We start from the raw sequence: 26,465 nt of genomic DNA, 5'->3' as shown, positions 1-26,465 counted from the left end.
GCCGGCCGCATCAAGCAATCTTCGTCTCAAGTTTCGCCACCTTACCCGGATTGGAGTCACTCATGAACGCGAACAACGCAGGCGCTCCCGCGCTCAAGCAGGCACTGAGCACCTTTCAATTGTGGGGCATCGCCGTCGGGCTGGTCATTTCCGGCGAGTATTTCGGCTGGAGTTACGGCTGGGCATCGGCCGGCACCCTCGGCTTTGCCGTGACGGCGATCTTTATTGCCGCCATGTACACCACCTTCATCTTCAGCTTTACCGAACTGACCACATCGATCCCGCATGCGGGCGGGCCGTTTGCCTACAGCAAGCGCGCTTTCGGTCCGCTGGGCGGCTACATCGCCGGCGCCGCCACCCTGATCGAGTTCGTGTTCGCGCCCCCGGCCATCGCGCTGGCTATCGGTGCATACATGAACGTGCAGTTTCCCGCGCTCGATCCCAAGCTGGTCGCCCTGGTTGCTTACCTTGTTTTCATGGCCATGAACGTCATCGGGGTGCAGGTGGCGGCCACGCTGGAATTGATGCTGGCCATCGTGGCGATTTTCGAGTTGCTGGTGTTCATGGGCGTGGTGGCCCCGGGCTTTTCGCTGGCCAACTTCACCAAGGGGGGATGGGCCGGCCAGGACAGCTTCAGCGCGGCGGCCATTCCCGGCATGTTCGCGGCGATTCCCTTCGCGATCTGGTTTTTCCTGGCCATCGAAGGCGTGGCGATGGCGGCGGAAGAGGCGAAGGACCCGCGCCGCTCGATTCCCATCGCTTATGTCAGCGGCATCCTGACGCTGGTGGCGCTGGCCCTGGGCGTGATGCTGTTCGCAGGCGGCGCGGGCGACTGGACCAAGCTGGCCAACATCAACGATCCGCTGCCGCAGGCGATGAAGATGATCGTCGGCGGCAGCAGCGGCTGGCTGCACATGCTCGTGTGGCTGGGCTTGTTCGGGCTGATCGCCTCCTTCCACGGCATTATCTTTGGCTATTCGCGCCAGATCTTCGCACTGGCCCGCGAAGGCTATCTGCCGCACTATTTCGCGAAAATTCATCCGCGCTTCAAGACGCCGCACCGCGCCGTGCTGGCCGGCGGCGTAGTCGGGATCGCCGCGATCTACAGCGATGAGCTGATCAAGATCGGCGGGCAGACCTTGACGGCCAATATCGTCACCATGTCGGTGTTCGGGGCGATCACGATGTATATCGTCAGCATGCTGGCGCTGTTCAAGCTGCGCCGCAGCGAGCCGCAGATGGTGCGGCCGTTCAGTGCGCCGCTGTATCCCTTCTTTCCGCTGTTTGCCCTGCTCGGTGCGCTGGTTTGCCTGGGGACCATGGTCTATTACAACTTTGTGATGGCGCTGGTGTTCGCCGGCTTGCTGCTGGCTGGTTATGCGGTGTTCCTGATGACGGCGGGCCACCGCGCGACCCTGGCGGCCTCGCAGGCCTAGCCTTGGCGGCGCGCGGTATCATATTGCTTTTCGATATGTCGCGCCCCGCGCCGCCTGAAGCACATGTATGAGATTCACTTGACGACAGCGCCGCTCACGGCTGCCCAGTGGCCGGCGTTTGACCGCTACGCCGCGTCCATCGGCGCGCGGCCCATGGTCATCGCACTGGCGCGCGGCGTCCATCCGGTGCAACCGATGCTGACCCTGTGCCGCAGCGGCGAACTCGATGCGGTGATCCGCTTCGCGCAATCGCTCGCCGGCCAGGCCGCGCACGCCGGTTTCGAGGTGGTGCGCTGCAAGATCGAGCAGGACGCGCCTGCGGACGTGATGCCCGCACCGGGCGGCCGGCACCATTATTTTGAATGGCATGGCCGCATGGCCGTGCCGGAAGCGATCCGCCTGCGGCTGGCGGCCCTTAGCGACCAATATGGCGGCCATTTGTCCAACAACGCAATTCGCGGCGGCGACATCCGCTATGTGACCTTGCGCGAGACGGGCGAGCATGCCGCATTGCGCCGGCGCGTTGCAGCCTTGGCCGCCGCCATCGGCGCGCACGGATGGCTGATTGAAAAACAGCAGTGGGAACGCGTCGTCTTCGACAGCAATCTCACCCTCGATCATGGATGGCTGGAGCATAGCGATGACAATTGACCTGGCAACCATACGCGACTACGCCGCGCACAGCGGCTTGCCCGAATCGACCGCGCAGCGCATCGTGGTGGAAGAAGCGTTTTTCAGGCGCGCCGCGCTGGTGGACGGACCCTTCATGCTCAAGGGGAGTTATGTCACGCGCCAGCAGATCGACCAGGGCTGGCGCCGCATTCCGGGCGACCTCGATTGGGTCGGGCTGGAACAAGTGGACGCCGGCGTGCTGACCGCCTGGGTCACGGCTGTCACGGAAACCTGTGTCGATGACGGCATTCGTTTCCGCAGCTTTGCCGAGAATGCGTTCTGGCGCATGATCGAGTACGCGATGGACGACGATTTCCCGACCGTGAATACCGATATCGTCGCGTGGATCGGTGAGCACCAGCTCGCATCGTGCAAGATCGATGTCAGTTTCGGCCTCAAGCTGCAACCGCCGCCACGGCCCCTGTTGTACCAGCCCCGCTTTGGCGCGCCGTTCGTATTGCAGAAAAGCGTGGCCACCGAATTGCAAATGGCGTGGAAGCTGCATCAATGCCTGGTGCGCCCGCGCTTCAAGGACCTGATGGACCTGATTCTGGTGCTACGGGCGAACACGGTCGACGTGAACCTGGTGTGGACGGCGCTGGAAGACGAATGCCGCCACGATAAAACGCCGGTCGAGGGCTTCAACCGGCTGCTCGACCGGACGATAGCGGAGCATCCGGCGTGGAAGCGCCTGACACACGGACGCTATAGCGCCGCGGAGTGCTTTTCGGTCTGGCGCAGCACCCGTGCCGCCGATTCGGGGCTGCATTTGTTCGAGCCCTCGCTGGAGGAGTTGTATGTCGGCGGACGCGAGCTGCTGTGGGAAGATTTCGAGCAGTGCGTCGCCGAACTGGCCATGCTACTGCAACGCGCTGGCTTTGTGCGGGTAGCGCCCGCCGATACCGGCAGTGTGCAGCAGGCCGCCCCGGTGGCCTCCACAGGCGTGATCGACACGCTGGCGCGCTGGTTCGGACGGCGCGATTGAACGCGCCCCCGGCTTTATCGGGATGGTGCTGGTTCGCCGTGCGCCGGCACGCCTAGTTTTTCCAGCCTGTCCTGCGCGTTCTTCGCCCCGGGATCGATGTCGAGCGCGCGCCGGTAGCTGGCAATGGCTTGCGCGACGCGGCCATTCTTTTCATACGCCTCCGCCACGCTGTCGTGCGCATTGCTGCTGGCGGGGTACAGCGATATATTGAGCTTGAAGATCGCGAGGCTTTGTTCCGGCTTGCCTTGCATGAGCATCTCATAGCCCCACTGGTTGACCAGCGCTTCATCGAGGCTGAACTGCGGATCGGCGGCGCGCAGTTCCTGATAAATCGCGCCGAGTTGATCGTAACCGCGTTTTGCCAATGCCGCGATCAGTGCCGGGGGCGGGCTGTACACGGTCATCGGAAAGGCGCGGTTGAGGGCGCGCCGGGCGATATCGTCCGAGCCGCTGTGCGAATTGGACATCAGGACCACGCCGCGCCGGGTGTCCGGATCGAAGCCGATGTACGTGCGGTAGCCGGCGGTGCCGCCGTTATGCCACACGATGTGCGAGCCGTGCTTGTCCAGGATATGCCAGCCCAGGGCGATCGACTCGCCCGGACGCTGGTCGATGGCGTGCTGCGGCTTGTGGGCGGCCTGCATCGCGGGGTAGAGCGGCGAGGGGATGATGCCGGCATTGGCGCCGACAAATTTGAGCATGTCGGCGGTAGTCGAGCGCAAGGCGCCCATGCCGGCCAGCGCCGGCATGTCCCAATTCTGGGCCGGCACGCCCGGCATGCCATAGCCGGTCGCGAGGCGTTTTTTCATGTCCGCGCTCAGGGTAATGGCGGTGCTGTCCATGCCCAGCGGCTTGCCGATGCGCTGGCGCACCAGGGTTTCGACATCGCTCCCGGCGCGCAGGCTCAGGATATGGCCGAGCAGGCCGACGCCGTAGTTGGAATAGCCGTACAGCTCGCCGCTGGCCCGCGTTGGCTCGAAACTGCCCAGGAACGCGTACATGTGCGGCACGGTGTAATCGGCAAAGGGATTGGCCGGATTGGCCGGCGCCAGGTTGGGCGGCGTACTCGGCAAGCCAGACAGTTGCGCGGACAGCTCGCGCAGGGTGATCGGCTTGCCCTTGAACAGTGGCGTCTTGACGTTCGCGGGCAGATACGCGCCGATCGGATCGTCCAGCTTGACGTCGCCGCGCAGCACCATGTCGCTCAGGAGGATGGCGGTAAATACCTTGGTGATCGAGCCGATTTCATACACGGTGTCGACACCGGCCGGTGCGCCGCCCGCGCTCAGGGAACCGTAGGAAATCACCCGGCTGCCGCGCGGATCGATCAGGCCGACCACGATGCCGGTGCCTTTTTTATCGATATCGACGCGCGCCGTGATCATCGCGAGAATCTCGGCGTCGGTCGCGGGAACCGGCGCCGGGGATTGGGCGCTGGCGCTGGTAGTGAGGAGGGCAAGGAGGCAGGAGCTGGCGAACACTGGCAGGGTAAATTGTCGGGTCATCGTCGTCGGAGAATATGGTGGGGCAGTGCGCTGGGTGCAGTCTATCAGCAGGAGGAGCTTGTGGAATAGTCTTCCCAGCAATGTTCTGAGAAACATAGCAGGGGCACCGGTTTCACGAGGAATACACAGCCCGAGCGCCTCAGAAGGTGTGCTGGTAACGCAGCGATACCGTACGCGGCGCACCCGGCGTGACCAGGTCCAGGTCCTGCGCGTCTTCGACCTAACGGCGGTTGGCCAGGTTCTTGAGCGATAGCTGCACGCCCTCGCGCTTGCCGATCGCATAGCGCGCGCCGGCGTCCCACACGAGCGCGGAGGGCACGCGGTAGCTGTTGCGCAGGTCAGCGAAGCGCTCGCCGACGTAGGTCGTCCCCAGCGACACGGTCAACGGCTGCCAGGCGCCCGCGAACGCATAGCCGCCCCACAGGCACGCGGTGCGTCCCGGCGCGGCCGGACAGTTCCAGTTCCACGCCCCTGGAGCGTTGTTCACCGGCCTGTACGCTGAAACCGGTGTGCGCCAGGTCGCGCGTGGTCATATTGGTCTTACGCGGCCCGGCCATCAGCAGCCATGGCCCCCATGCCGCCTGGTCCTGCAGATACAGGCCGCTGGCGCGCACGTCGCCGTAGCCGTCCTCCAGCCGCAGGGCGAACGGCGTCGCCCCTTGCAGCCGGGGGGGGGGGCAGGTCGAGCGGCGCGATGGCGATGCGCTGTCCATCCTGGTTGCGGATGGCGCGCGCGAGGTGGTCGAGGCCGGCGAGCACCTTGTGCCGGATGGCGCCGGTTTGCAGGCGCCCGCCCAGTTCCAGCCGCACGCTGCTCGAATGCTGGTCGAGGAAATAGGGCAGGGAGGTGCGCGTGATGGACTGGCCTTCGAGGCCCCAGCTGTCGACCTGGTAGATGCCGCGTTCGAGCTTGCCGGTTAGTGGGCTAAGCGTGGCCGGCGTGGTCGCTGACAACTATGTTGTATAGACAATGTTTTGGTGGCAGTATGTTGTTCTTTCCCCTTTGGATTTACCATGAAAAATGCTCTGTTTTCCCTGATGGTTGGCTGTGCCGCCTTGCCGTCGTTTGCCGCGCCGGTGGCGCCGCAGACGTTCACGATCGATTCGACAGTGCTGTCGGAGACACGGCGGATCAATGTGTTCGTGCCGAGCGGCCACGGCGGAGAAACGGGAGCGCCCTTGCCGGTGCTCTACATGCCGGACGGCGGCAATGCCGAAGATTTCCCGCACGTGGCCGACACCGTGCAGACGCTGGTGGCGGCGGGGCGCATGATGCCGGTGCTGTTGGTGGGCATTGAAAACACGGAACGGCGGCGCGACCTCACCGGGCCGACCACGGTGGCGAACGACAAGAAAATCGCGATCCGCGTGGGTGGCTCGGCGGCATTTCGCCAATTCATCCGCACCGAGCTGATGCCGCATATCCGGTCGCATTATCGCACCACGGCCGACACCGGCATCGTGGGGGAGTCGCTGGCCGGCCTGTTCATTGTCGAGACCTTGCTGGCCGAGCCGGAACTGTTCGATCGCTACGTGGCCATCAGCCCGAGCGTCTGGTGGAACGATGAAGCGCTGGTGCGTGCTGCGGACGCGCGCATCAAGGCATTGCCGGCGAAGCCGAAGGCCATTTTCCTGACCTCGGCCGACGAAGAGAACATCGTGCCCGGCACGGCGCGCCTGGCGGAATCGCTGCGCGCGCATGCGCCGGCCACAGTGCGCTGGACGTATCGGCCGATGCCGAAAGAGCGCCACGATACGATTTACCGCGCAAGCGAAGCGCTGGCGCTGGAAACGGTTTACGGCACCGGCACGGCACCGGGCGCCGCGCCGTAAGCAGCACAGCGTTGGCCACACACGCGCTGCCGTAAGCAGCACAGCGTTGGCCGCGCACGCGCCGCCGCCAGGGCACGGCGCGTGCGGCCTTGCCGCGCCAGCATCGGCGTCGATGCCGTGAGGCGCCGTTCAATGTCCCGGCGCCGTGCTGCGCGCCGTACGTGCTTCTCCACCCTGCGTTCCTCTCTCCGTTATACAACGGATTTCCTTCTCTTGGTGCAACACGTTTGACATTGGCGCGCGCTCGCGCCTATCCTTGGCGCATGGCCTGCGCATGCGCAAGTCCACTTTGTTACGAGCCCCAGCATCACCGGGTGCCGTTGCCGGCCCCAACTCCGCCGGCAAGTACTGCCGCACGTTTGACCTGACCCTCGTCTGACTCTTCGCTCAAGATGTACCTGGTGCGCATATCCTTGCGTGTTCAGTAACCTTACGGAAAATTCAAGATGCCTTCTATCGTCAAACAGCGCTTCGCACTTTCTCTCGTCAGCTTGTTCGCGTTAGCTTCCCAGGCACCAGCCCAGGCCGCCACGGAGGATGCCAAGCCCGCAGCCGCGCCCGCGACCACCATGACCGCCAACGTCACCCTGGCGTCGCAATATATTTCGCGCGGCTTCCGCCAGACCTGGGGCAAGCCGGCGCTGCAGGGCGGCTTCGATATCGGCCACCCCAGCGGCTTCTCGGCCGGGGTGTGGATGTCGACCGTCAGCAACCGCTTCATCGAAGACGGCACGCTCGAAGTCGACCTGTACGGCGGCTATACCGGCACGGCCGGCCCGATCGGCTACAGCGCGCTGCTGTACTACTACAAATACCCGGGCGCCGAGTACCACGCCACCGGCGTCTCGTACGACTACGGCGAACTGTCGCTGGGCATGACCTACAAGTTTTTCTACGCCAAATACAACAGCACCTATACCAAGGATTTCTTCGGCATCACCAATGCGCGCGGCACCGGTTACCTGGACGTGGGCGCCAATGTCGACCTGGGTTCAGGCTATACCCTGAACCTGCATGCGGGCGATGGCCGGGTCGATGGCGCCGGCAACGATGTCTGGAACTGGCGCGACCTGAAAGTGGGCGTGAGCAAGGCCTTCGACGGCGGCTGGGCCGTATCGGGCGCCTACACCAAGGCGTATGGCGCGACCAATGCGTATGACGCCTATACGCTCGGGATTCCCGATTCGTCCGGCAAGGTGGCGGTATCGAATCCCGCCGTCGGGACCTTCGTGGTGGCGCTGACCAAGACCTTTTGATGACCGATCATACTGACGAGGATAAGAACACCATGGCAGCATTCGGATCGGGCCTTTCGCTGAACAGCAAGATTTGTGTCGCCGCCACCGCGCTGGTGGTGTTGAGCCTGGGCGTGACGGCGGCCGTGATCGGCTACAAAAGCAGCACCAGCGCGGAAGCGGCGGCCATGGAACTGGCGCGCACGTCCTCGCGCGAGGTGGTCGGCGCGCTGCAAAGCCGGCTCTCGACCAACCTGGCCAGCGTGATCAGCCTGGGTTCGGCAATGCGCTCGACCAAGGCCCTGGGCCAGCCCTTGCAGCGCGAGCAGATCTACGAGCTGACCAAGGCCACCCTGCTGGGGACGGAGGACTTGATCGGCGCGGCAGTGACGTTTGAACCGAACGCACTCGACGCCAAGGATGCCGAGTTTGCCGACAAGAAGCCGCATTACGACGCCAGCGGCCGCTTCATGCCGTATTTCACGCGCAATGCCAAGAACGAAGTCAATGTGGAGCCGATCGTGTTCGGCACCGATGCCGGCGCGAATGACTGGTACGACATTCCAAAACGTAGCGGCAAGGTCTTTTTCACCGAGCCCTATGTGTATCCGGTGGCGGGCAAGGATGTGCTGATGGCGTCCCTGGTGGCGCCGATCATGATCGAGGGTAAGTTCATCGGCACGGCCAGCGCCGACTTCATGCTGCCGCGCCTGACCACGATCCTGTCCGAGCTGAAGGTCATCGAAGGCGGCAAGTTGTCGCTGATCTCGAACGGTGGCTTGTATGCCAGCCACCCGCTGCCGGCGCGCCTGGGCAAGCCGGCCGACGACTTGCCGCCGGCCGCGCTCGAACGCATCCGCCAGGGCAAGGCTTACGAATTCGACGATGGACGCGGCAATATCCGCCTGCTGCAACCGCTCTCGATCCACCCGGACATTCCTCCCTGGAGCGTGGACCTGAGTTTTCCGAAGAAAGTGGCAACGGCGCCGGCGCGCGAATTGCTGATGTACACCCTGATCGTCGCGCTGGTGTGCGCACTGGCCACGGGCGGCATCCTGGTGCTGGTGGTGTCGCGCCTGACCCGTCCGCTGCGCACCCTGGGCCGGACCATGACCAACCTGTCCTCGGGCGAGGCCGACCTGCGGGTGCGGCTCGATGTGCGCGGCAAGGATGAACTGGCCGTCATCGGGGCCGGCTTCAATGCCTTCGTGACAAAGATCCATGCCGTGCTGGTGCAGGTGCACGAAAGCGCCGACAACGTGGCCCAGTCCAGTTCCGAGATTGCGCAGGGCAATAACGACCTGTCTGCGCGCACCGAGCAGCAAGCCAGCTCGCTGGAGGAAACGGCGGCCTCGATCGAGGAACTGACCGCGACCGTCAGGGACAATGCGGAGAATGCCAAACAGGCCAACCAGCTGGCGGCATCGGCCTCGGACGTGGCGCGGAAGAGCGGAGCGGCGGTATCGCAAGTGATCGCCACGATGACGTCGATTAATGAGTCGTCCAACAAGATCGTCGACATCATCAGCGTCATCGACGGGATTGCCTTCCAGACCAATATCCTGGCCCTGAACGCCGCCGTGGAAGCGGCGCGCGCGGGCGAGCAGGGCCGCGGTTTTGCGGTCGTGGCCTCGGAAGTGCGCAACCTGGCCCAGCGCAGCGCGGCGGCGGCCAAGGAAATCAAGGCCCTGATCGACGATTCGGTGGGCAAGGTTGCCATCGGCAGCCGCCAGGTCGACGAAGCCGGCAGCACCATGGAGCAGGTGGTGGCCAGCGTCAGCCGGGTCAATGCCATCATCGCCGAGATCACGGTGGCCACGGGCGAGCAGAGCCAGGGTATTTCGCAGGTCAACCAGGCAATTGCCGAAATGGATGGCGTGACCCAGCAAAATGCGGCGCTGGTGGAAGAAGCGGCCGCCGCGGCGGAAAGCTTGCAGTTCCAGGCCTCGCAACTGGCGCGGGCGGTGAATGTGTTCAAGCTCGACGACCGCCACGGCAGCACCGCGCCGCGCAGCGTGGCACCGGTGGCGCGTGCGACCCCGTCGTCGCACCTGGCGCTCGCCAAGGTCAAGCCGGCGCTGACAAAACCGGCGGCGGCTGAGGAGTGGGACGAGTTCTGACGCGGGTGCGGGGGGCCGCGTGCGCGTGCGTGTCAGCGCACGTGGGCGCGCGCCAGCGGTCCACGCAGCATTGCGCGCGCCGGTTGTTGAAGCGAAGCTGTCCGCGCTAACCGTCTGCGCGACCCTGTCAGCGCAGGCCGTCTGGCGCCTGCGCGCCGTAGCGCGTCCTGGCCGGCCTGACGCGCGTGTCAGCTCCTGTGCGTCAGCCCATGCGATCCGTCACCTCAGCCCATGCGTTCCATCACGTCAGCCACTAACGCAACAACGCCGTCTTGCGCAGTTCGCGTCGCAACTCCTGCGCCACCTGCTCGCGCAATGCCTCCCCGATTAACCCGCCAATCTCCACGCGCACGCCGCGCGACTCCAGCGCGATCAGGCTGTGCCGGCGATCGGGCATGCCGATGCGGGTCCAGCACGCCTCCAGCCGGATACTCCTGACCCGGCCCGCCTCGACCCGCTCCACGAGCAGGCAGCCGTCGCCAAGCGCGACCCGCTCGCGGTCGCCCGCATGGCGCGCGTAGCACAGCAGCGCCACCGCCAGCACGCCGATGTCGAGCAGCGCGAAGGCCAGCACCGGCCACGCCCCATGCGCGGCAAAGGCCAGTCCGATCACCAGCAGGAACAGACACAGCAAGCCATATGCCACGCCCACTTGGCGCGGTGACATCGAACAGTTCTTCTTCAACAGCCATTCGTGTTCCATCGGCGTTACTTGACCAGCGGCGGTGTCTCGAAGGTGTGGAAAGGGGCGGGACTGGGCACCGTCCATTCAAGTCCCTCGGCCCCGTCCCACGGCTTGGCCGCAGCCTTGTCGCCCCCGCGCACGGTGGGCAGCACCACGGTAAACAGCCAGTATGCCTGCGTCAGGCCGAACAGAAAGGCGCCGACCGAGGTGAGCATGTGGAAGTCCGTGAACTGCATCGCATAATCGGCATAGCGGCGCGGCATGCCGGCCAGCCCCAGGAAGTGCATGGGGAAGAAGGTCACGTTCACCCAGATCAGCGAGTTCCAGAAATGGAATTTGGCGCGCCACTCCTTGTACATGTGGCCGGTCCATTTCGGCACCCAGTAGTAAAAGCCGGCGAACAGGCAGAACAGCGAGCCCGCCACCAGCACGTAGTGGAAATGGGCGACCACATAATAGGTGTCATGCACCTGGATATCGATGGGAACGATCGACAGCAGCACCCCGGACAGCCCGCCGATGGTAAACACCCAGATGAAACCGATGGCGAACAGCATCGGCGTTTCCAGGGTCAGCGAGCCTTTCCACATGGTCGCGATCCAGTTGAACACCTTGACCCCGGTCGGCACGGCCACCAGCATGGTGGCGTACATGAAGAACAGCTGGGCCGTGACCGGCATGCCGGTGGTAAACATGTGGTGCGCCCAGACGATGAACGAGACGATGGCGATGGCGATGGCGGCGGTGGCATACACCATCGAGGCGTAGCCAAACAGCGGCTTGCGCGCGAAGGCGGGAATGATGTGCGAGATCATGCCGAAGCCGGGCAGGATCATGATGTAGACCTCCGGGTGGCCGAAGAACCAGAACACGTGCTGGTACATGACCGGGTCGCCGCCGCCGGCCGCATTGAAGAAGCTGGTGCCGAAGTGGCGGTCGGTGAGCAGCATGGTCACGGCGCAGGCCAGCACCGGCATGACGGCGAGCAGCAGGTAGGCGGTGATCAGCCAGGTCCAGCAGAACATCGGCATCTTCATCAGGCCCATGCCGGGCGCGCGCATGTTGAGGATGGTGGTGATGATATTGATGGCGCCCATGATCGACGAGGCCCCCATCAGGTGGATGGCGAAGATGGTCAGGTCCATGCCCGGACCCATCTGCAGCGCCAGGGGCGGGTACATGGTCCAGCCCGACGCGGTGGCGCCGCCGCCCGCAAGGAAGGCGCCCAGCAGCAGCAGGGCGGCCGGCGGCAGCAGCCAGAACGAAAAATTGTTCATGCGCGCGAACGCCATGTCGGACGCGCCGATCATGAGCGGAATCATCCAGTTGGCGAAGCCCACGAAGGCCGGCATGATGGCGCCGAACACCATCACCAGCCCGTGCACGGTGACGAACTGGTTGTACAGCTCGGGATGGAAGAATTGCAGGCCGGGCTGGAACAGTTCGAGCCGGATCAGGAGGGCCAGCACGCCGCCGGCCATGAACATGGAGAGTGAAAACCACAGATACAGCGTGCCGATATCCTTGTGGTTGGTCGCATACAGCCAGCGCCGCCAGCCGCGCGGCTGCGCATGCTGTTCGTCGCCGCCCAGCTCGCCATGGCCGGGAAGGATTGTCACGCTCATCAGGCTCTCCATGCATCGGTGTCATGGATGACTATAGCGAGCGCACCCCGGCGCACGATACGCGGCCAGGCGCTGTTTGGCGCCGCTCAAGCGCAGGCGTTTTGGCGGGAACTCTTTGCGGCGTTTAACGGCCTGATCTCAGGCGCCCGGACCCAGCCGCGCCGTGGCGCCCTCGACCACGGTGGCCGAAAACACGCGCCGCTCGGGGCAGCCCGTGCTGGCGCAGATCAGGCCGGTCAGCATCGCGCTGGCGGCCAGGGTCATGGTCTGCACCGGCTGGCGCAGGGTGGTCAGGTTGTAGCTGAGCCAGCCGGCCGGCGGCATGCCGTCGAAGCCGGTCACCGACAGCTGGCCCGGCACGTCCAGTTTCAGGTCGTGGCGCGCCGTGTCCAGGCAGCCGATGGCCATGATGTCGTTGCCGCACATGACCGCGTCCGGCACCCGGCCCAGGCCGGCGATGATTTCACGCAGGCCGCGCCCGCCGCTGGCATAGTCGTAGTCGCCGCTGACGATCAGGGGCGCGGCCAGTCCCAGCTCGGCCAGGCGGCCGGCCACGCCGCGCTTGCGGTCCTGCGCGATGGCCGAGTCGTGCGGGCCGTCGATCATGGCGAAGCACTTGTGGCCGCCCGCCGCCAGGCGCGATACCAGCAGGCGCGCCCCTTCCACCTGGTCGCACACGACGGCGTTCACGGAGCGCTCGCGCAGGGTGCGGTTGAACAGCACGAAGGGAATGCGGCGCCGCTCGAATTCGGCGGCCTGCGCGTGGCTCAGGGTGGCGGCCAGCACGGCACCGTCGACCTGGTGCTGCCAGACGTCGGCCAGGGTGGCGCCGATATCGCCTTCGCGCGCCAGCGAAAACAGTAGCACGCGCATGCCTTCGCGGCCGAATTGCCGGCTCAGCTCGGACAAGATTTGCGGATAGTGCAGGGTGACGATGTCCGACAGCACCACCGCGATCAGGTTGGAGCGGCGCGTGATCAGGCTGCGCGCGGCCGCGTTCGGTGTGTAGTCGAGCTCGGTCGCGGCTTGCATCACGCGCGCGAAGGTCGCTTTCGACACGCTTGCGCCCGGCTTGAAGCAGCGCGACACGGCCGATTGCGACACCCCGGCCGCGCTGGCCACGTCATACGAGGTGACGCGGCGCGCTTCGCTGTGGATCAGCTGCTTCAGGTCGGCAATGTTGGCTTGCTGCGGCGCGGGGGTGTGGGTCATTAATTTCTTCTGGATAACAATCCTTGCTGGACTGCCCAGTGTAGCCCACGGGCTTGCTATGTGGTAACATTTTACTGTAGAGAAATATGATGAGGGGAAGAATGCAGGCTTTTCAGTTGCGCCACAACGACAATGCAGAGGAATGCCCGTTTCAGGCGCACTCTGGTATAATACCGCCCCTTAATCTAAAGGGTACCATGGCGAATGCTTGCGGCGTCGATTTCGGAACGTCAAACTCAACAGTAGGCTGGGTCCGCCCCGGCCAGTCGGCTCTGCTCGCCCTCGAGGATGGCAAGGCTACCTTGCCCTCGGTGGTGTTTTTCAACGCCGAGGACGAGGAGGTCAGCTATGGCCGCGCGGCCCTGGCAGGCTATCTGGCCGGTTACGAGGGGCGCCTCATGCGCTCGCTCAAGAGCTTGCTCGGGACCAGCCTGATCGACGGCCAGACCGAGGTCGGCGGGCGCGCGCTGCCGTTCCGCATGCTGCTCGGGCACTTCATCGGCGAGGTCAAGCGCCGCGCCGAACGCGAAGCGGGGCGCAGCTTCAACTCGGCCGTGTTCGGCCGTCCGGTGTTTTTCATCGACGACAGCACGGCCGCCGACCGCCTGGCCGAGGATACCCTGGCCGAGGTGGCGCGTTCGGTCGGCTTCGAGCACGTGGCCTTCCAGTACGAACCGATCGCCGCCGCCTTCGACTACGAGTCGCAGATCCGGCGCGAGGAACTGGTGCTGATCGCCGACATCGGCGGCGGCACCTCCGACTTTTCGCTGGTGCGCCTGTCGCCCGAACGGGCCCTGAAGGCCGAGCGGCGCGACGATATCCTGGCCACCGGCGGCGTGCACATCGGCGGCACCGACTTCGACAAATACCTGAGCCTGGCGTCGGTGATGCCGTTGCTCGGTTACCAGACCCTGCTCAATAACAATAGCGCGATTCCGTCGAGCTATTTCTTCAACCTAGCGACCTGGCACACCATCAACCTGGCCTACACCAAGAAGGCGGCGGCGCAACTGGCCGACGTGGCGCGCGACGCCCGCGAGCCGGACAAGCTGGGCCGCCTGCAGCGCCTGATCGAAGAGCGCTCGGGCCACTGGCTGGCAATGCAGGTGGAAGAGGGCAAGATCGCCCTGTCCGACGCCGCCAGCGCCACGCTCGCGCTGGAGCGCCTGTCACCCCCGGTCGACCTAGTGCTCCAGCGTAGCGAGTTCGACGAGGCCATCAGCCATCTGGTCGGCAGCATCGACCAGACGGTGCTGAAACTGCTGGCTGACGCCGGCGTTTCGCCGGATGCGGTCGACACCGTGTTCTTCACCGGCGGCTCAAGCGGCGTGCGCATGTTGCGCGAGCGCATAGGCGCGCTGGTGCCGAAGGCGCGCAAGGTCGAAGGCGACCTGTTCGGCAGCATCGGTGCCGGCCTCGCGCTCGACGCCGTGCGCAAGTTCGGTTAGGACGCGCCGTGTTCGAGAAACCGATTGTCATGCTCGATTTCGAGACCACGGGCTTGTCCCCGGCCAACGGCGACCGCATCACCGAGGTGGCGGCGCTGCGCATCGTCGACGGCCGCGTGAGCGAGCGCTATGTGTCGCTGGTCAATTGTGGTGCGCGCATTCCCTACTTTATCAGCGAGCTGACCGGCATTTCCCAGGCCATGGTCGATGCCGCGCCGCCGGTCGAGCGGGTGTTGCCGCAACTGTTAGAATTCATCGGCAGCGATGCGCTGTCCGCCCATAACGCCAGTTTCGACGAGAAATTCCTCAAGGCCGAGGCGGAACGGCTGGGCCTGGAGACGGCGCACCAGGGACTGGTGTGCTCGCTCAAGCTGTCGCGCCGCGTGTTTCCGGGCTTGTCGAGCTACAAGCTGGGCTTGCTGTCGGGCCAGCTCGGGATTCGTTTCCGCAGCGCCGCCCACCGCGCCGAGTCCGATGCCGAAGTGGCGGCCGAGGTGCTGATCCACATCGCGCGCCACCTGGGCCACACCTATGGTTTCGGTTCGGTCGCGCCCCAGTTGCTGGTATCGATGAACAAACTGAGCGCCGCCAAGGTGCCCGCTTACCTGCGCCAGGAGGCCGACGCGGCACTGTTGGCAAAAAAACCGCCGCAAAACGCCTGATCGCTTTACAATATTGGCACCATGACCCGTCAGTTCGCCATTCGCCTCCTGTTGTCGCTTCTGCTGTTGATCTCGCAGCAGATGGCGACCACGCACGTGATGTCGCACTGGAACACCGCGTCCGCCGCCAGCCAGGCCTTGGCGCAGGCCCAGCCGCAGCCTGACGGCGACGGCAGTGCGCTCTCGCGCGCCATCGCGCGCGACCAGAGCTGCGACCAGTGCCTGGCGTTCGCCCAGCTGGCCGGACCGCTGGCCAGCCATGCGCACGGCTTCGTGCTGGCCGATGCCGGCCTGACGCTGGCCGCATCGATTTCCCCCCAGGCGGCGCGTGCGCGCACCCTCAACGCGTTCGAACCGCGCGGACCACCTCAGGCCTGACAGCCGCTTTCCCTGTTTCTTGTGCATACGCCAGGCCGCGCGCGGCCTGCCCGCGTGCACCTGTCTGTCACTCTTTGTTTGCCTGAGGTTTTATTATCATGAATGTCCAACGTACGCTGCTTGCCAGCGCGATCCTGTCCGCCCTGTCCGCCCTCAATCACGCCAACGCGCAAGTTGCCGCCGCCGCATCCGCGGCCGCCGATCCGGTCGTGCCCAAGGTGGTGGTCACCGCCACGCCTTTCGGCAAGTCCGAAGGCGACCAGATTCTCTCGCCCGCCAAGATCCTGGCCGGTGATGAATTGCGCGACAAGCTCGGCTCCTCGCTCGGCGAAACCCTGTCGCAGGAACTCGGCGTGTCCGCTTCCGGCTTCGGCGCCGGCGCCTCGCGCCCCATCATTCGCGGGCTGGAAGGCGCGCGCGTGAAGATGCTGGAAAACGGCATGGCGGTGGCCGACGTGTCCGGCCTGTCGAACGACCACGCGGTCTCGGCCGACGGCGCCGTGGCGCGCCAGATCGAAATCCTGCGCGGCCCGGCCGCCTTGCTGTACGGCTCGGGCGCCATCGGCGGCCTGGTCAACGTGGTCAACGAGCGCATCCCGGCTGCGCTCGAAGCCCATCCATCCGGCCAGTTCGAAACCCGCTACGGCACGGTCGACCGTGGCCGTAGCGCTTCGGGCGCCGTCGATGCGGCGGTTGGCAATATCGGCCTTCACCTGGATGGCAACATCCGCCGCGCCGACGACTACAAGATTCCCGACAACCGTGTAGTGGGTGATCCGGCCTCGGCCTCGGGCCGCCTGCCGCAATCGTTCACGCGCCAGGACACGCTCGGCGCCGGCGCCTCGCTGATCGGCGACTGGGGCCATGCCGGGGTGTCGGTGTCGACGCTGAATAACCGCTACGGCATCCCGACCCTGGCAGGCTCGCAGATCGACCAGTCGCAGATCCGCTACGATGCCGACAGCCTGTTCAACAAGCCCTTCGCCGGCGTCGAGAACATCAAGCTCAAGTTCGGCTATACCGATTACGACCATGCCGAACTGGATCACGAAAACCGTCCGGAAGTGCTGTTCAAGAACCGCGCGCTGGAAACCCGCGCCGAGCTGACCCATGCGCCGCTGGCCGGCTGGCACGGCACCCTGGGCATGCAGACCGAGAATACCCACTTCAGCGCCCTGAGCGCCGAAGGCGGGCCGGACACGGTGCCCGTGACCCGCTCGACCTCGAGCGCGGCCTTCCTGGTCGAGGAGCGCGACTTCGGCCCGCTCAAGCTCAACGCCGGCGCGCGCCTGGAATCGGTCAAGCGCACCCCGCTGGGCAACCAGGAGCGCCAGTTCGACCTGGGTTCCTACTCGGTCGGCACCATGTGGCCCTTCATGCCCGGCTACGCCACCGGCGCCACGGTCTCGGTGGCCCAGCGCGCCCCCGCCACCGAGGAACTGTATTCGGGCGGCCCGCACGACGCCACCCAGACGTTTGACATCGGCAATGCCGACTTTAAAAAGGAAAGCTCGCGCAATATCGAACTGTCGCTCCAGAAAGTATCCGGCCTGGTGCGCTGGAAGGCCAATGTGTTCCAGAACAAGGTCAAGGATTTCGTCTACGGCAATATCAGCGGCGCGCGCGTCGATGAAGAAGGCAATCCGGGCGAAGAACTGCTGCAGCGCATCTACCAGCAAGCCAACGCCAGCATTCGCGGGGCGGAAGCGGAAGTGACCTACAACCAGCACGGCGAGGGCTTGTCCCTGCGCGCCTTTGCCGACAGCTCGCGCGGCAAGCTCGACCAGGGCGGCAGCCTGCCGCTGCAACCGGCCGCGCGCATCGGCGCCGATCTTGCTTACCGCAGCGGCCCGCTGCGCGCCGGACTGTCGCTGCTGCGCGCCCAACGCCAGGACCGGCTCGCCAGTTTCGAGCAGGACGCCACTCCAGGCTACACCCAGGTCGGCGCCAATCTTTCCTATACTCAGCATATCGGTAGCGCCGACCTGACCTGGTTCATGATCGCACGCAACTTGTTGAACGAGGATATACGCCTGTCGACCTCGGTATTGAAAGAGGTGTCGCCACTGCCGGGCCGAAATTTCCTGTTCGGCGTTCGCACCAAGTTTTAAGCGGGGACAAGCCCGAATTTGTTTCAAGCCGAAACCAAACCCCGCCGAGAGCGATCTCAGCGGGGTTTTTTCATGCCGCCTAACGTGCCAACCTGCGGGTCCGCTTGTTCCCAGTCAAACTCCGGCACGCTTGTCCTATTAAAATTTTAGCAATACTTCTCAGGTCGCTTATTGCCTGTTGCAGCCCAATAATTCTGCAGTTTCAACGGCGTTGGCGCCGGAGGATGAAGCATGGACCGCCAGAATACTACCCGCGAGAACTATCAAACCTTCATGTGGTTCCTCCTGGCTGCAGAACGCGGCAATGCCTACGCCCAGTTCAACCTGGGCCTCCTGTACAAAAAGGACCGCGACTACGACCAGGCCTTCACCTGGCTGCGCCAGGCGGCCCAGCAGGGGCTGGCATTTGCCCAGAACCACCTCGGATCGATGTATTACCACGGCCGCGGCGTGGCCCGCAACGATGCCGAGGCGGCCCGCTGGTTCCGCCACGCGGCCGAACAGGGCGAGGCATCGGCCCAGCAAAACCTGGGCCTGATGTACCGCAAGGGCAAGGGCGTCGAACAGAATCACGAACAGGCGCTGGCCTGGTTTTACCGCGCCGCCGAGCAGGGTTCGGCCAGTGCCCAGACCTTGCTGGCCGAATGCTACCTGGCCGGGCAGGGCGCGCCGGTCAGCTACGAACAGGCGATGAGCTGGTTTCGCAAGGCGGCCCTGCAAAGCGATGCCGTGGCCCAGCTCAACCTGGGGCTGATGTACAAGCGTGGCCAGGGCGTCGAGGCCAGCGACGAACAAGCGCTGTGCTGGTTCCGCCAGGCGGCCGCCCAGGGCAACCCGATGGCCCAGCGCCACGTGGGCGTGGCCTATGCCGACGGCGTGGGCGTGCGCGCCGATCCCTTGCGCGCCGTGGCCTGGCTGCAGCGCGCGGCCGAACAGGGCGACAAGGATGCCCAGTTCAACCTGGGCGTGATGCTGGCCAACGGCCAGGGCGCCGAGCAGGATGAACACCGGGCGCTGCGCTGGTACGCGCGCGCGGCCGAACAGGGCCACGTGCTGGCGCAATACAACCTGGGCAGCATGTACGCCAACGGGCGCGGCACCGCGCGCGACGAGTACCGCGCCCTCGAATGGTACCGCCGCGCGGCCGAGCAGGGTGCGGCCAACGCCCAGTTCAACCTCGGCGTCATCTACGCCAGCGGCCAGGGCGTGCCGCGCGACGATGGCCAGGCCGCGCACTGGTACCGTAGCGCCGCCGAGCAGGGCGACGCCAGCGCCCAGAACAACCTGGGCGTGATGTACGCCAACGGCCACGGCGTGCCGCAGGACGATGCGATGGCCGTGTACTGGTACACCCAGGCGGCCGAGCAGGGCCATGCGCTGGCCCAGTACAACCTGGGCGGCATGTACAACAGCGGGCGCGGCGTGGCGCGCGACGCCGTGCGCTCCTACATGTGGATGCTGCTCGCGGCCGACGCCGGCGACGAAACGGCCAATGCCAACAAGGCTATCGTGGCGCGCCGTCTGACCCCGGCCGAGATCGGCTCGGCGCTGGACCAGTCGCGCCAGTGGCTGATCGCCCACGCCGGCAAGGGCGGGCGCGGCGCGCCGTAAGGCCGTGTTCATCATGCCAACGTGCGGCCGCGCCGCTTGATGCCGTGCCGGCATCCCGTTCTTTCCCCGACTGCCAACTCCGTTGAAAGTTCTGCTCGGAACTTTCTTCGAGACGCTACAATAGGCTCGCACCCGCCCCGTCCGCCGGCGGAAGGACTGCCCACCTTGGATGCGCGCCCATGAACACATTGCTTCGTCTGATCTGCCTGGCCGGGATGTCGCTGGCCAGCGCCGCCGCTGCCGCCACCGCCATTACGGTGCAGGTCAACGACAGTAGCGGCAAGCCGCTGGCCGACGTGGTGGTGACGGCCGAGCCGGACGGCGCCGCTCCCCTGCCCAAGCCGCTCAAGCCGGCCGAGATCGAACAGCGCGGCCTGCGCTTCCTGCCGCTGGTCTCGGTGATCCAGACCGGCAGCCGGGTGTCGTTCCCGAACAACGACAAGGTCAAGCACCACATTTATTCCTTCTCGCCCGCCAAGAAATTCGACCAGAAGCTGTACTCCGGCGTGGCGGCCGCGCCACAGGTGTTCGACAAGGCTGGCATCGTCGTGCTCGGGTGTAATATCCACGACCGCATGCTGGCCTACATCAAGGTGGTCGACACCCCGTTCTTCGCCAAGACCGATGCCGCCGGCGTGGCCCGCATCGAGCTGCCGGCGGCCGGTAAATACGCGCTGTCGTCCTGGCATTTCAACATGGCCGGCGCCGCCGTCGAGCAAACCGTCGCGGTCAAGGCGGGCGAGGGCGCCACCGCCGCCAGCGTCAAGCTCACCATGAAACCGCCGGCACCGGACCCGGACTCGCCGGGTGCGCCTTACTAGCATGATGTTGCGTTTCAACAGCCTGGAAGGGCGCATCGTCACCCTGTTCCTGGTGCTGATCCTGGCCGTGCAGGCGATCGGGCTGGTGGTGATCGAGCACGGCATCAATGTCAATGCGCGTTCCAGCATCGCCACGGAACTGCTCAACGGTGAAAAAGTCTTGCGCAAGCTGATGGAGCAAAACGCCCAGAAGCAGCGCTTTTCCGCCCAGGTGCTGGCGCGCGACACCGCGTTCGTGCAAGCCATCGGCAACGGCGACGAGGAAGACCGCGCCACCATCGCCTCGGCGCTGGCCAACAGCGGGCGGCGCGCGCGGGCCGACCTGACCATGCTGATCGACGGTGAGCGCCGGGTCATCGTCGAAAACGGGATCGTCAAGAATGGCTCGCTCGAAAAACTGGTCCTCGGCTTGCTCGACAAGGCCGAACACAACGATGGCGCCAGCGCCGTCGCCATTGTCGACCAGCGTCCGGTGCAGGTGGTGATCATGCCGGTCAAGGCCCCGCTCACCATCGCCTGGGTGGTCATGGGCTTTCATCTCGACCGCCAGCTGCTCCTCGACATGCGCGAGCTCTCGCAGCTGGAAGTGGCGATCCTCACGCGCGACCCGGACGGGACCTGGACGCCGCGTGAAACGACCCTGCCCGCCGGCGTCATGCCGGGCGTGGCGCGCACCCTGCAGACCCTGCCCGACAACCTGGCGCGCCCCTTCGACCTCGATGCCGGCGGCATCCATTACAGCGCGCGCCGGCTGCCGGTCGGCGTCGATGGCGCGCGCCGCGCCGACGTGCTGCTGGCGCGCTCGATCGACGACGCCAAGGCCGAATACACCGGCCTGCAGCGCACCCTGGTGATCCTCACCGTGGTCGCCACCCTGGTCGCGTGCGCGGTGGCGGTGCTCACCGCGATGCGCATCGCGCAACCGCTGCGCCAACTGGCCGGCACCGCGCGCCGCATGGAACTGGGCGACTACGACGGCCGCATCGACCTCGAACGCAAGGATGAAATCGGGGCGCTGGCCAAGGCTTTTGCCGGCATGCGCGACGGGATCGCCAAGCGCGAACAGGAAATCCGCCGCCTCGCTTACTGGGATTCGCTGACCGACCTGCCCAACCGCGCCCAGTTCGTGCTGCAGCTGGGCGAGGCACTGGCCGCGGCGCGCCAGCGCGAGCAGGTGGTGTTCGTGCTGATGATGGACCTGGACCGCTTCAAGCACGTCAACGACGTCATGGGCCACGCCTTTGGCGACGCGCTGCTGCAAAAGGTAGCCGAACGCCTGCGCGCGCTGCTCGGCGAGACCGAGCCGCAAGCGCAGCTGGCGCGCCTGGGCGGCGACGAATTCGTGGTGCTGCTGACGGCCTCCTCGACCGACCATGCGCACAAGGTCGCCGCCTGCATCCTGCGCGCGCTCGAAGTGCCGCTCTCGCTGGAAGACCAGACGGTCGACATTGGCGCCGGTCTCGGCATGGCCGCCTTTCCGATCAACGGCGCCGATCCCGAATCGCTGCTGTCGATGGCCGAAGTGGCGATGTACGCGGCCAAGCAGCGCAACGATGGCGCCGTGGCCTACGACGCGGCGATGGACAAGTCCAGCGCCAAGAGCCTGAGCCTGCTCACGGAGCTGCGCAACGCCATCGAGCGCGATGAATTCCGCCTGCACGTGCAGCCCAAGATCCGGCTCGATACCGGCGAGGTGGTGGGGGTGGAGTCGCTGGTACGCTGGGCCCATCCCGAGCGCGGCAATGTGTTCCCGGACGAATTCATCCCGTTCGCCGAGCAGACCGGGTTTATCCGCGTGCTCACCGGCTGGGTGCTGGACCAGTCGGCGGCGCTGTGCAGCGACTTGCAGCGGCAGGGCATCCATCTGAAGATCTCGGTCAACCTGTCCACGCGCGATCTGCTCGACCAGGACTTGCCGGCCAAGTTCAAGGAGATCCTCACGCGCCACCAGCTGGCGGCCGGCTCGTTCTGCCTGGAGATCACCGAGAGCGCGATCATGGACGACCCGGTGCGCGCCCAGCTGACCCTGGAGCGCCTGCATGCGATGGGGGTCGATCTGTCGATCGACGACTTTGGCACCGGCTATTCCTCGCTGGCTTACCTCAAGCGCCTGCCGGTCGATGAGCTCAAGATCGACAAATCGTTCGTGCTGAACATGGAAAACGATATCGGCGACACCAAGATCGTGCGTTCGACCATCGACCTGGGCCACAACATGGGCTTGCGCGTGGTGGCCGAGGGTATCGAAACCGAAGCGGTGTGGCGCCTGCTGGCCGCGCTCGGCTGCGACCAGGGCCAGGGCTACTTCATGAGCCGCCCGATCGCCGCCGACAAGCTGGTTGGCTGGATCGCCGCCTGGACCCCGCCGGCCAGGTCGGCGCTGCCGTATTCGGATACGGTCGGTTCGGCCTGATTCGCATGGCGTGATGCGGGGATGGCCATCGCCACGGGCTGGATTTCGCGCTATTATCTTTCCCGGCAAAGTTGCCCATTCCATCAAGAGACAGAACCATGCAAATGAGACATGCAGTCCTCGTCGCCAGCCTGCTCGCCGCATTCGGCGGACCAGCACTGGCCCAAGCCCAGGCCCCGGCCTGCGCGCCCGGCGGCACGCCAACGACCTATCCGGTCACGAAAAAAGTCGAGCAGCAGGATATGTATCACGGCACCAGCATCGCCGACCCGTACCGCTGGCTCGAAGACGCCAACAGCGCCGAGACCAAGGAGTGGGTCGACGCCCAGAACAAGGTGACCCAGGCTTACCTCGGCCAGATCGGCGAGCGCAGCGCCATCAAGGAGCGCCTGACCAAGCTGTGGAACTACGAGCGCTACAGCGTGCCGTACAAGGAAAGCGGCCGCTATTTCTACAGCCGCAACGACGGCTTGCAGAACCAGGCGGTGCTCTACACGATGAAGTCGCTGAGCGACGAGCCGCGCCTGCTGCTCGACCCGAACACCCTGGCCGCCGACGGCACGGTGGCCCTGGCCGGCAGCGCCGTCAGCCCTGACGGCAAGTACCTCGCCTACGGCACCGCCGCATCCGGCTCCGACTGGAACGAGTGGAAAGTGCGCGACATCGACACCGGCAAGGACCTGGACGACCACCTGAAGTGGGTCAAGTTCTCGGGTGCTTCCTGGACCAAGGATGGCAAGGGCTTTTTCTACAGCCGCTACGATGCGCCGGAAGAATCGGCCAAGCTGGCCGGCATCAACTACTTCCAGAAGCTGTACTATCACAAGATCGGCACCCCGCAGGGCGAAGACACCCTGGTCTACGACCGTCCGGACGAAAAGGAATGGGGCTTCGGCGGCGAGGTGAGTAACGACGGCAAATACCTGATCATCACCGCCTACAAGGGTTCCGCGCAGAAGTCTCGCATGTTCTACAAGGACCTGACCAAGCCGGGTTCCAAGGTGGTGCCGCTGATCGACAATTTCGAGGCTTTTTACAACTTCATCGACAACGATGGCCCGGTGTTCTACTTCAGCACCGACAAGAATGCCACGCGTTCGCGCCTGGTCGCCATCGACATCCGCAAGCCGGCCGAGAAGCGGTGGAAAGAGATCATCCCCGAGACCGCGCAAACCCTGGTCGGCGTCTCGCTGGTGAACAACCAGTTCATCGCCGAGTACCTGGCCGACGCGCGCAGCGTGGTCAAGGTCATGGACCGCAAGGGCAAGCTGGTACGCGACATCGCGTTGCCGGGTATCGGCTCGGTGTCGGGCTTTGACGGCAAGCGTGGCGACAGCGAGACCTTCTACTCGTTCACCGGGTTCACCAACCCGACCACCACCTACCGCCTGGACATGAAAACCGGCGCCAGCACGGTGTTCCGCAAGCCGACCGTGGACTTCGATCCGGACGCCTACGAAACGCGCCAGCAGTTCTACACCAGCCGCGATGGCACCAAGGTGCCGATGTTCATCGTGTCGAAGAAGGGCCTCAAGCTCGATGGCAGCAATCCGACCTACCTGTACGGCTACGGCGGCTTTAACGTCTCGCTGACCCCGGGCTTTTCGACGGCCAACCTGGCGTGGATGGAAATGGGCGGCGTGTACGTGGTGGCCAACTTGCGCGGCGGCGGCGAATACGGCCAAGGTTGGCACACGGCGGGCACCAAGCTGCACAAGCAGAACGTGTTCGACGACTTCATCGGCGCGGCCGAGTGGCTGGTGGCGAACAAGGTGACTTCGCCGGCGAAGCTGGCCATCGGCGGCGGCAGCAATGGCGGCCTGCTGGTCGGTGCGGCGATGACCCAGCGTCCGGAGCTGTTCGCGGCGGCCATTCCGCAGGTGGGCGTGCTCGATATGCTGCGCTTCCATAAATTCACGATCGGCTGGGCGTGGATCTCGGATTACGGCTCGTCCGACAATGCGGATGAATTCAAGGCGCTGGTGAAGTATTCGCCGCTGCATAACCTGAAGGCGGGATCGTGCTATCCGGCCACCATGATCACCACGGCCGACCATGACGACCGCGTGGTGCCGGCGCACAGCTTCAAGTTCGCGGCGGCGGCGCAGGCGGCGCAGGCAGGCGCTGCGCCGATCCTGATCCGCATCGATGTGAAGGCGGGCCATGGCGCCGGCAAGCCGACCACCAAGCTGATCGAGGAAGTGGCGGACCGCTGGGGCTTTTTGAGCCGGGCCTTGCGCATGAACGAGCCGGCCAAGGTGGCGGCGAAGTAAAACCTGCGATCCCCTCGCCGTGCTGGTGGCGGCGAGGGGATGGAGGTCAGAAGTCGCGTTTGATCGTGTTGGTCTTGAACGAGCCACTGAGTCCTTCCACGCTGACCAGGGCATACACCTCATCCTGGCCCCAGTCTTCGTTCAGCTGGTTGGCGGATACGGTGTTCGACAGCGAAAAGCTGCCGTCGACACCGACGCGTTCGATGCCGGTCCCGCCAATACTGAAGAGTGTGTCGTCGAACCACTCATCGTCCCCGCGAATCCGGGCGCCGACTTTCTTGTTGACCGAATTGTAGAAGCCATCGCCGTTGACAAGCACCAGATAGTTGCCTGGCTGATTCTCGGCGGGGCTGATGTAAAGCGTGACGTTCATGCTGTTTCTCCTTGAAGTGGCCAGCGGTTGGCAGAGTTCCAGTATTTGCGATCGATAAAAAGCGGTTTAAAGAAAAGACAAGCCCGGCGCACGCCATGCTGAAGATGCCCCAATACGCGCAGGCCGGGGCGTATCGGAATCCGCCACCGAATGTCCTGCCCGACGGTACTTCCCGCCATCCTTTCCCGCGCCCGCGCCGGACGCGTCACAGTGAGCTTCTTTCCACTGCCAAGGACCGTCATGCAGCTCACCCAAGCCCGACCAAACGCTGCCGTTTACGTTGCCGCCTTCCTCGCCGCCGCCATGCTGCTGGCCGGTCCGATCGCGCAGCCCGCCGGCTACCACGCCTTCGCCGACGTGCGTTCGCTGTCCGGCCTGGCCAACGCCGCTGACGTGCTGTCGAACCTCGGCTTCCTGCTCATCGGGCTGGCCTGCCTGCTGCACGTGCGTCCCACGCGGCCGGCCCACACCATGTTCTTCGTCGCGATCCTGCTGACCGGCTTCGGCTCTTCCTGGTACCACCTGGCCCCGGACGACACGCGCCTGGTGTGGGACCGCCTGCCGATCGCGCTGGCCTGCGTGTCGCTGCTCGCCGCCGCGCTGCACGATGCCTTCCCCACGCGCTGCGCGCCGCTGCCCACGCTGGCCGCGCTGTGCGCCCTGGGGCGGCCAGCGTGTTCTGGTGGTCGGCCAGCGGCAACCTTGGCCCCTATCTGCTGATCCAGCTGGCGCCGCTGGTGCTGGTCCCGGTGCTGCAATGGCAGACCGGCGCTCCGCCTGCGCAGCGGCGTGCATTTGGTGTCGCCATCGGCCTGTACGTGCTGGCCAAGCTGTGCGAGCTGGCCGACGCTGCCATCCTGAGCGCCATCCATGCGCTCAGCGGCCACACGCTCAAGCACCTGCTGGCCGCGCTGGCGGCGCTGGTCCTGATGCGCATGATCGCGGCAAGTCGCTGATTTTTCACGCATAAGTTTGAGGCCCGGCATCGCTGCCGGGCCTTGAGCTGCGCTGAGTACGTTGCGCTGTCGGGCAACTGGCTTGACATGCCGAGGCACAGCCGAGCGGGC

General features: G+C 65.2%; 23 protein-coding genes. 16 read left to right on the top strand and 7 right to left on the bottom strand.

Going from position 1 to position 26,465, the window contains the following annotated elements; translation table 11 throughout:
* The first annotated feature begins 62 nt into the window (after nt 1-62).
* From eat to F2P44_RS13565, 3 genes are all read left to right on the top strand, one after another.
* Nucleotides 63-1,436 carry an ethanolamine permease gene (gene eat, locus F2P44_RS13575; protein ID WP_167087228.1) on the top strand — a complete coding sequence of 458 codons (1,374 nt, stop codon included), beginning with the start codon at nt 63-65 and terminating at the stop codon, nt 1,434-1,436.
* A 78-nt stretch (nt 1,437-1,514) separates the two neighbouring features.
* Complete coding sequence (locus tag F2P44_RS13570) at nt 1,515-2,087, top strand: hypothetical protein (protein ID WP_167087227.1); 573 nt, start codon at nt 1,515-1,517, stop codon at nt 2,085-2,087.
* Nucleotides 2,077-3,093, top strand: a complete 1,017-nt coding sequence (locus F2P44_RS13565) for a nucleotidyl transferase AbiEii/AbiGii toxin family protein (protein ID WP_167087226.1) — start codon at nt 2,077-2,079, stop codon at nt 3,091-3,093. Before F2P44_RS13570 ends, F2P44_RS13565 begins: the two co-directional genes overlap by 11 nt.
* Before the next feature lie 14 nt (nt 3,094-3,107).
* Here the strand turns inward: F2P44_RS13565 and F2P44_RS13560 are convergent, their stop codons facing one another.
* From F2P44_RS13560 to F2P44_RS13550, 3 genes are all read right to left on the bottom strand, one after another.
* Nucleotides 3,108-4,598, bottom strand: a complete 1,491-nt coding sequence (locus F2P44_RS13560; RefSeq protein WP_167087225.1) for a serine hydrolase domain-containing protein — start codon at nt 4,596-4,598, stop codon at nt 3,108-3,110.
* A gap of 220 nt (nt 4,599-4,818) precedes the next feature.
* Nucleotides 4,819-5,085 (bottom strand): TonB-dependent receptor domain-containing protein, encoded by a 267-nt coding sequence (locus F2P44_RS13555; RefSeq protein ID WP_167087224.1) that lies wholly within the window; start codon nt 5,083-5,085, stop codon nt 4,819-4,821.
* 53 nt (nt 5,086-5,138) lie between these two features.
* Nucleotides 5,139-5,552 (bottom strand): hypothetical protein, encoded by a 414-nt coding sequence (locus F2P44_RS13550; protein WP_167087223.1) that lies wholly within the window; start codon nt 5,550-5,552, stop codon nt 5,139-5,141.
* 60 nt (nt 5,553-5,612) lie between these two features.
* Here F2P44_RS13550 and F2P44_RS13545 point away from each other — a divergent pair, with 60 nt between their 5' ends.
* The 3 genes from F2P44_RS13545 (at nt 5,613) to F2P44_RS13535 (ending at nt 9,786) form a co-directional block, all read left to right on the top strand.
* Nucleotides 5,613-6,431, top strand: coding sequence for an alpha/beta hydrolase (locus F2P44_RS13545; RefSeq protein ID WP_167087222.1), 819 nt, complete (start codon nt 5,613-5,615; stop codon nt 6,429-6,431).
* 446 nt (nt 6,432-6,877) lie between these two features.
* Nucleotides 6,878-7,687 carry a TorF family putative porin gene (locus F2P44_RS13540; RefSeq protein ID WP_167087221.1) on the top strand — a complete coding sequence of 270 codons (810 nt, stop codon included), beginning with the start codon at nt 6,878-6,880 and terminating at the stop codon, nt 7,685-7,687.
* Complete coding sequence (locus F2P44_RS13535) at nt 7,687-9,786, top strand: methyl-accepting chemotaxis protein (RefSeq protein WP_229423533.1); 2,100 nt, start codon at nt 7,687-7,689, stop codon at nt 9,784-9,786. Before F2P44_RS13540 ends, F2P44_RS13535 begins: the two co-directional genes overlap by 1 nt.
* 253 nt (nt 9,787-10,039) lie before the next feature.
* On the opposite strand, the gene F2P44_RS13530 is transcribed toward F2P44_RS13535, so the two are convergent.
* From F2P44_RS13530 to F2P44_RS13520, 3 genes are all read right to left on the bottom strand, one after another.
* Nucleotides 10,040-10,489 carry a DUF2244 domain-containing protein gene (locus tag F2P44_RS13530; protein WP_267877601.1) on the bottom strand — a complete coding sequence of 150 codons (450 nt, stop codon included), beginning with the start codon at nt 10,487-10,489 and terminating at the stop codon, nt 10,040-10,042.
* A 5-nt stretch (nt 10,490-10,494) separates the two neighbouring features.
* Complete coding sequence (gene ctaD, locus F2P44_RS13525; RefSeq protein ID WP_229423532.1) at nt 10,495-12,096, bottom strand: cytochrome c oxidase subunit I; 1,602 nt, start codon at nt 12,094-12,096, stop codon at nt 10,495-10,497.
* Nucleotides 12,097-12,234: 138 nt separating this feature from the next.
* The gene (locus tag F2P44_RS13520) at nt 12,235-13,308 is read right to left on the bottom strand and encodes a LacI family DNA-binding transcriptional regulator (protein WP_167087218.1); all 1,074 of its coding nucleotides are present in this window, start codon (nt 13,306-13,308) and stop codon (nt 12,235-12,237) included.
* A 197-nt stretch (nt 13,309-13,505) separates the two neighbouring features.
* Here F2P44_RS13520 and F2P44_RS13515 point away from each other — a divergent pair, with 197 nt between their 5' ends.
* The 8 genes from F2P44_RS13515 to F2P44_RS13480 all read left to right on the top strand — a co-directional run bounded on the left by F2P44_RS13515 (nt 13,506) and on the right by F2P44_RS13480 (nt 25,025).
* Nucleotides 13,506-14,756 carry an Hsp70 family protein gene (locus F2P44_RS13515; protein ID WP_167087217.1) on the top strand — a complete coding sequence of 417 codons (1,251 nt, stop codon included), beginning with the start codon at nt 13,506-13,508 and terminating at the stop codon, nt 14,754-14,756.
* An 8-nt stretch (nt 14,757-14,764) separates the two neighbouring features.
* Nucleotides 14,765-15,418, top strand: coding sequence for a 3'-5' exonuclease (locus F2P44_RS13510; RefSeq protein ID WP_167087216.1), 654 nt, complete (start codon nt 14,765-14,767; stop codon nt 15,416-15,418).
* 21 nt (nt 15,419-15,439) lie between these two features.
* Complete coding sequence (locus F2P44_RS13505) at nt 15,440-15,796, top strand: hypothetical protein (protein ID WP_167087215.1); 357 nt, start codon at nt 15,440-15,442, stop codon at nt 15,794-15,796.
* A 98-nt stretch (nt 15,797-15,894) separates the two neighbouring features.
* Nucleotides 15,895-17,907: a TonB-dependent receptor gene (locus F2P44_RS13500; protein ID WP_167087214.1), complete on the top strand. Its 2,013-nt coding sequence runs from the start codon at nt 15,895-15,897 to the stop codon at nt 17,905-17,907.
* Between the two features lie 231 nt (nt 17,908-18,138).
* Nucleotides 18,139-19,518 (top strand): tetratricopeptide repeat protein, encoded by a 1,380-nt coding sequence (locus F2P44_RS13495; protein WP_167087213.1) that lies wholly within the window; start codon nt 18,139-18,141, stop codon nt 19,516-19,518.
* 179 nt (nt 19,519-19,697) lie between these two features.
* The gene (locus F2P44_RS13490) at nt 19,698-20,339 is read left to right on the top strand and encodes a methylamine utilization protein (RefSeq protein WP_167087212.1); all 642 of its coding nucleotides are present in this window, start codon (nt 19,698-19,700) and stop codon (nt 20,337-20,339) included.
* Between the two features lies 1 nt (nt 20,340).
* Nucleotides 20,341-22,752 (top strand): bifunctional diguanylate cyclase/phosphodiesterase, encoded by a 2,412-nt coding sequence (locus F2P44_RS13485; protein ID WP_167087211.1) that lies wholly within the window; start codon nt 20,341-20,343, stop codon nt 22,750-22,752.
* Nucleotides 22,753-22,850: 98 nt separating this feature from the next.
* Nucleotides 22,851-25,025, top strand: coding sequence for a prolyl oligopeptidase family serine peptidase (locus F2P44_RS13480; protein WP_229423531.1), 2,175 nt, complete (start codon nt 22,851-22,853; stop codon nt 25,023-25,025).
* A 46-nt stretch (nt 25,026-25,071) separates the two neighbouring features.
* Here F2P44_RS13480 and F2P44_RS13475 read toward each other — a convergent pair whose 3' ends face one another.
* A complete protein-coding gene (locus F2P44_RS13475) occupies nt 25,072-25,398 on the bottom strand; it encodes a hypothetical protein (RefSeq protein WP_167087210.1) in 327 nt (108 codons plus the stop codon).
* A 240-nt stretch (nt 25,399-25,638) separates the two neighbouring features.
* Between F2P44_RS13475 and F2P44_RS13470 the strand changes: the two genes are divergently transcribed.
* Entirely contained in the window at nt 25,639-26,118 is a 480-nt protein-coding gene (locus F2P44_RS13470) for a hypothetical protein (protein WP_167087209.1), read from the top strand.
* On the top strand, nt 26,073-26,354 hold the full coding sequence (locus tag F2P44_RS13465; protein ID WP_167087208.1) for a hypothetical protein: 282 nt from the start codon (nt 26,073-26,075) through the stop codon (nt 26,352-26,354). Before F2P44_RS13470 ends, F2P44_RS13465 begins: the two co-directional genes overlap by 46 nt.
* Nucleotides 26,355-26,465 lie beyond the last annotated feature (111 nt).

The organism is Massilia frigida, assembly GCF_011682175.1.
Lineage (GTDB): Bacteria > Pseudomonadota > Gammaproteobacteria > Burkholderiales > Burkholderiaceae_D > Telluria_A > Telluria_A frigida.
This window is presented reverse-complemented; position numbering and strand designations above follow the sequence as displayed.

What these genes read in the sequence shown, in the direction of transcription:
- eat (WP_167087228.1), top strand. Translation starts at nt 63, where the DNA reads ATGAACGCGAACAACGCAGGCGCTCCCGCGCTCAAGCAGGCACTGAGC.
- F2P44_RS13565 (WP_167087226.1), top strand. Translation starts at nt 2,077, where the DNA reads ATGACAATTGACCTGGCAACCATACGCGACTACGCCGCGCACAGCGGC.
- F2P44_RS13560 (WP_167087225.1), bottom strand. Translation starts at nt 4,598, where the DNA reads ATGACCCGACAATTTACCCTGCCAGTGTTCGCCAGCTCCTGCCTCCTT.
- F2P44_RS13545 (WP_167087222.1), top strand. Translation starts at nt 5,613, where the DNA reads ATGAAAAATGCTCTGTTTTCCCTGATGGTTGGCTGTGCCGCCTTGCCG.
- F2P44_RS13540 (WP_167087221.1), top strand. Translation starts at nt 6,878, where the DNA reads ATGCCTTCTATCGTCAAACAGCGCTTCGCACTTTCTCTCGTCAGCTTG.
- F2P44_RS13535 (WP_229423533.1), top strand. Translation starts at nt 7,687, where the DNA reads ATGACCGATCATACTGACGAGGATAAGAACACCATGGCAGCATTCGGA.
- F2P44_RS13530 (WP_267877601.1), bottom strand. Translation starts at nt 10,489, where the DNA reads ATGGAACACGAATGGCTGTTGAAGAAGAACTGTTCGATGTCACCGCGC.
- ctaD (WP_229423532.1), bottom strand. Translation starts at nt 12,096, where the DNA reads ATGAGCGTGACAATCCTTCCCGGCCATGGCGAGCTGGGCGGCGACGAA.
- F2P44_RS13520 (WP_167087218.1), bottom strand. Translation starts at nt 13,308, where the DNA reads ATGACCCACACCCCCGCGCCGCAGCAAGCCAACATTGCCGACCTGAAG.
- F2P44_RS13515 (WP_167087217.1), top strand. Translation starts at nt 13,506, where the DNA reads ATGGCGAATGCTTGCGGCGTCGATTTCGGAACGTCAAACTCAACAGTA.
- F2P44_RS13505 (WP_167087215.1), top strand. Translation starts at nt 15,440, where the DNA reads ATGACCCGTCAGTTCGCCATTCGCCTCCTGTTGTCGCTTCTGCTGTTG.
- F2P44_RS13500 (WP_167087214.1), top strand. Translation starts at nt 15,895, where the DNA reads ATGAATGTCCAACGTACGCTGCTTGCCAGCGCGATCCTGTCCGCCCTG.
- F2P44_RS13495 (WP_167087213.1), top strand. Translation starts at nt 18,139, where the DNA reads ATGGACCGCCAGAATACTACCCGCGAGAACTATCAAACCTTCATGTGG.
- F2P44_RS13490 (WP_167087212.1), top strand. Translation starts at nt 19,698, where the DNA reads ATGAACACATTGCTTCGTCTGATCTGCCTGGCCGGGATGTCGCTGGCC.
- F2P44_RS13485 (WP_167087211.1), top strand. Translation starts at nt 20,341, where the DNA reads ATGATGTTGCGTTTCAACAGCCTGGAAGGGCGCATCGTCACCCTGTTC.
- F2P44_RS13480 (WP_229423531.1), top strand. Translation starts at nt 22,851, where the DNA reads ATGCAAATGAGACATGCAGTCCTCGTCGCCAGCCTGCTCGCCGCATTC.
- F2P44_RS13475 (WP_167087210.1), bottom strand. Translation starts at nt 25,398, where the DNA reads ATGAACGTCACGCTTTACATCAGCCCCGCCGAGAATCAGCCAGGCAAC.
- F2P44_RS13470 (WP_167087209.1), top strand. Translation starts at nt 25,639, where the DNA reads ATGCAGCTCACCCAAGCCCGACCAAACGCTGCCGTTTACGTTGCCGCC.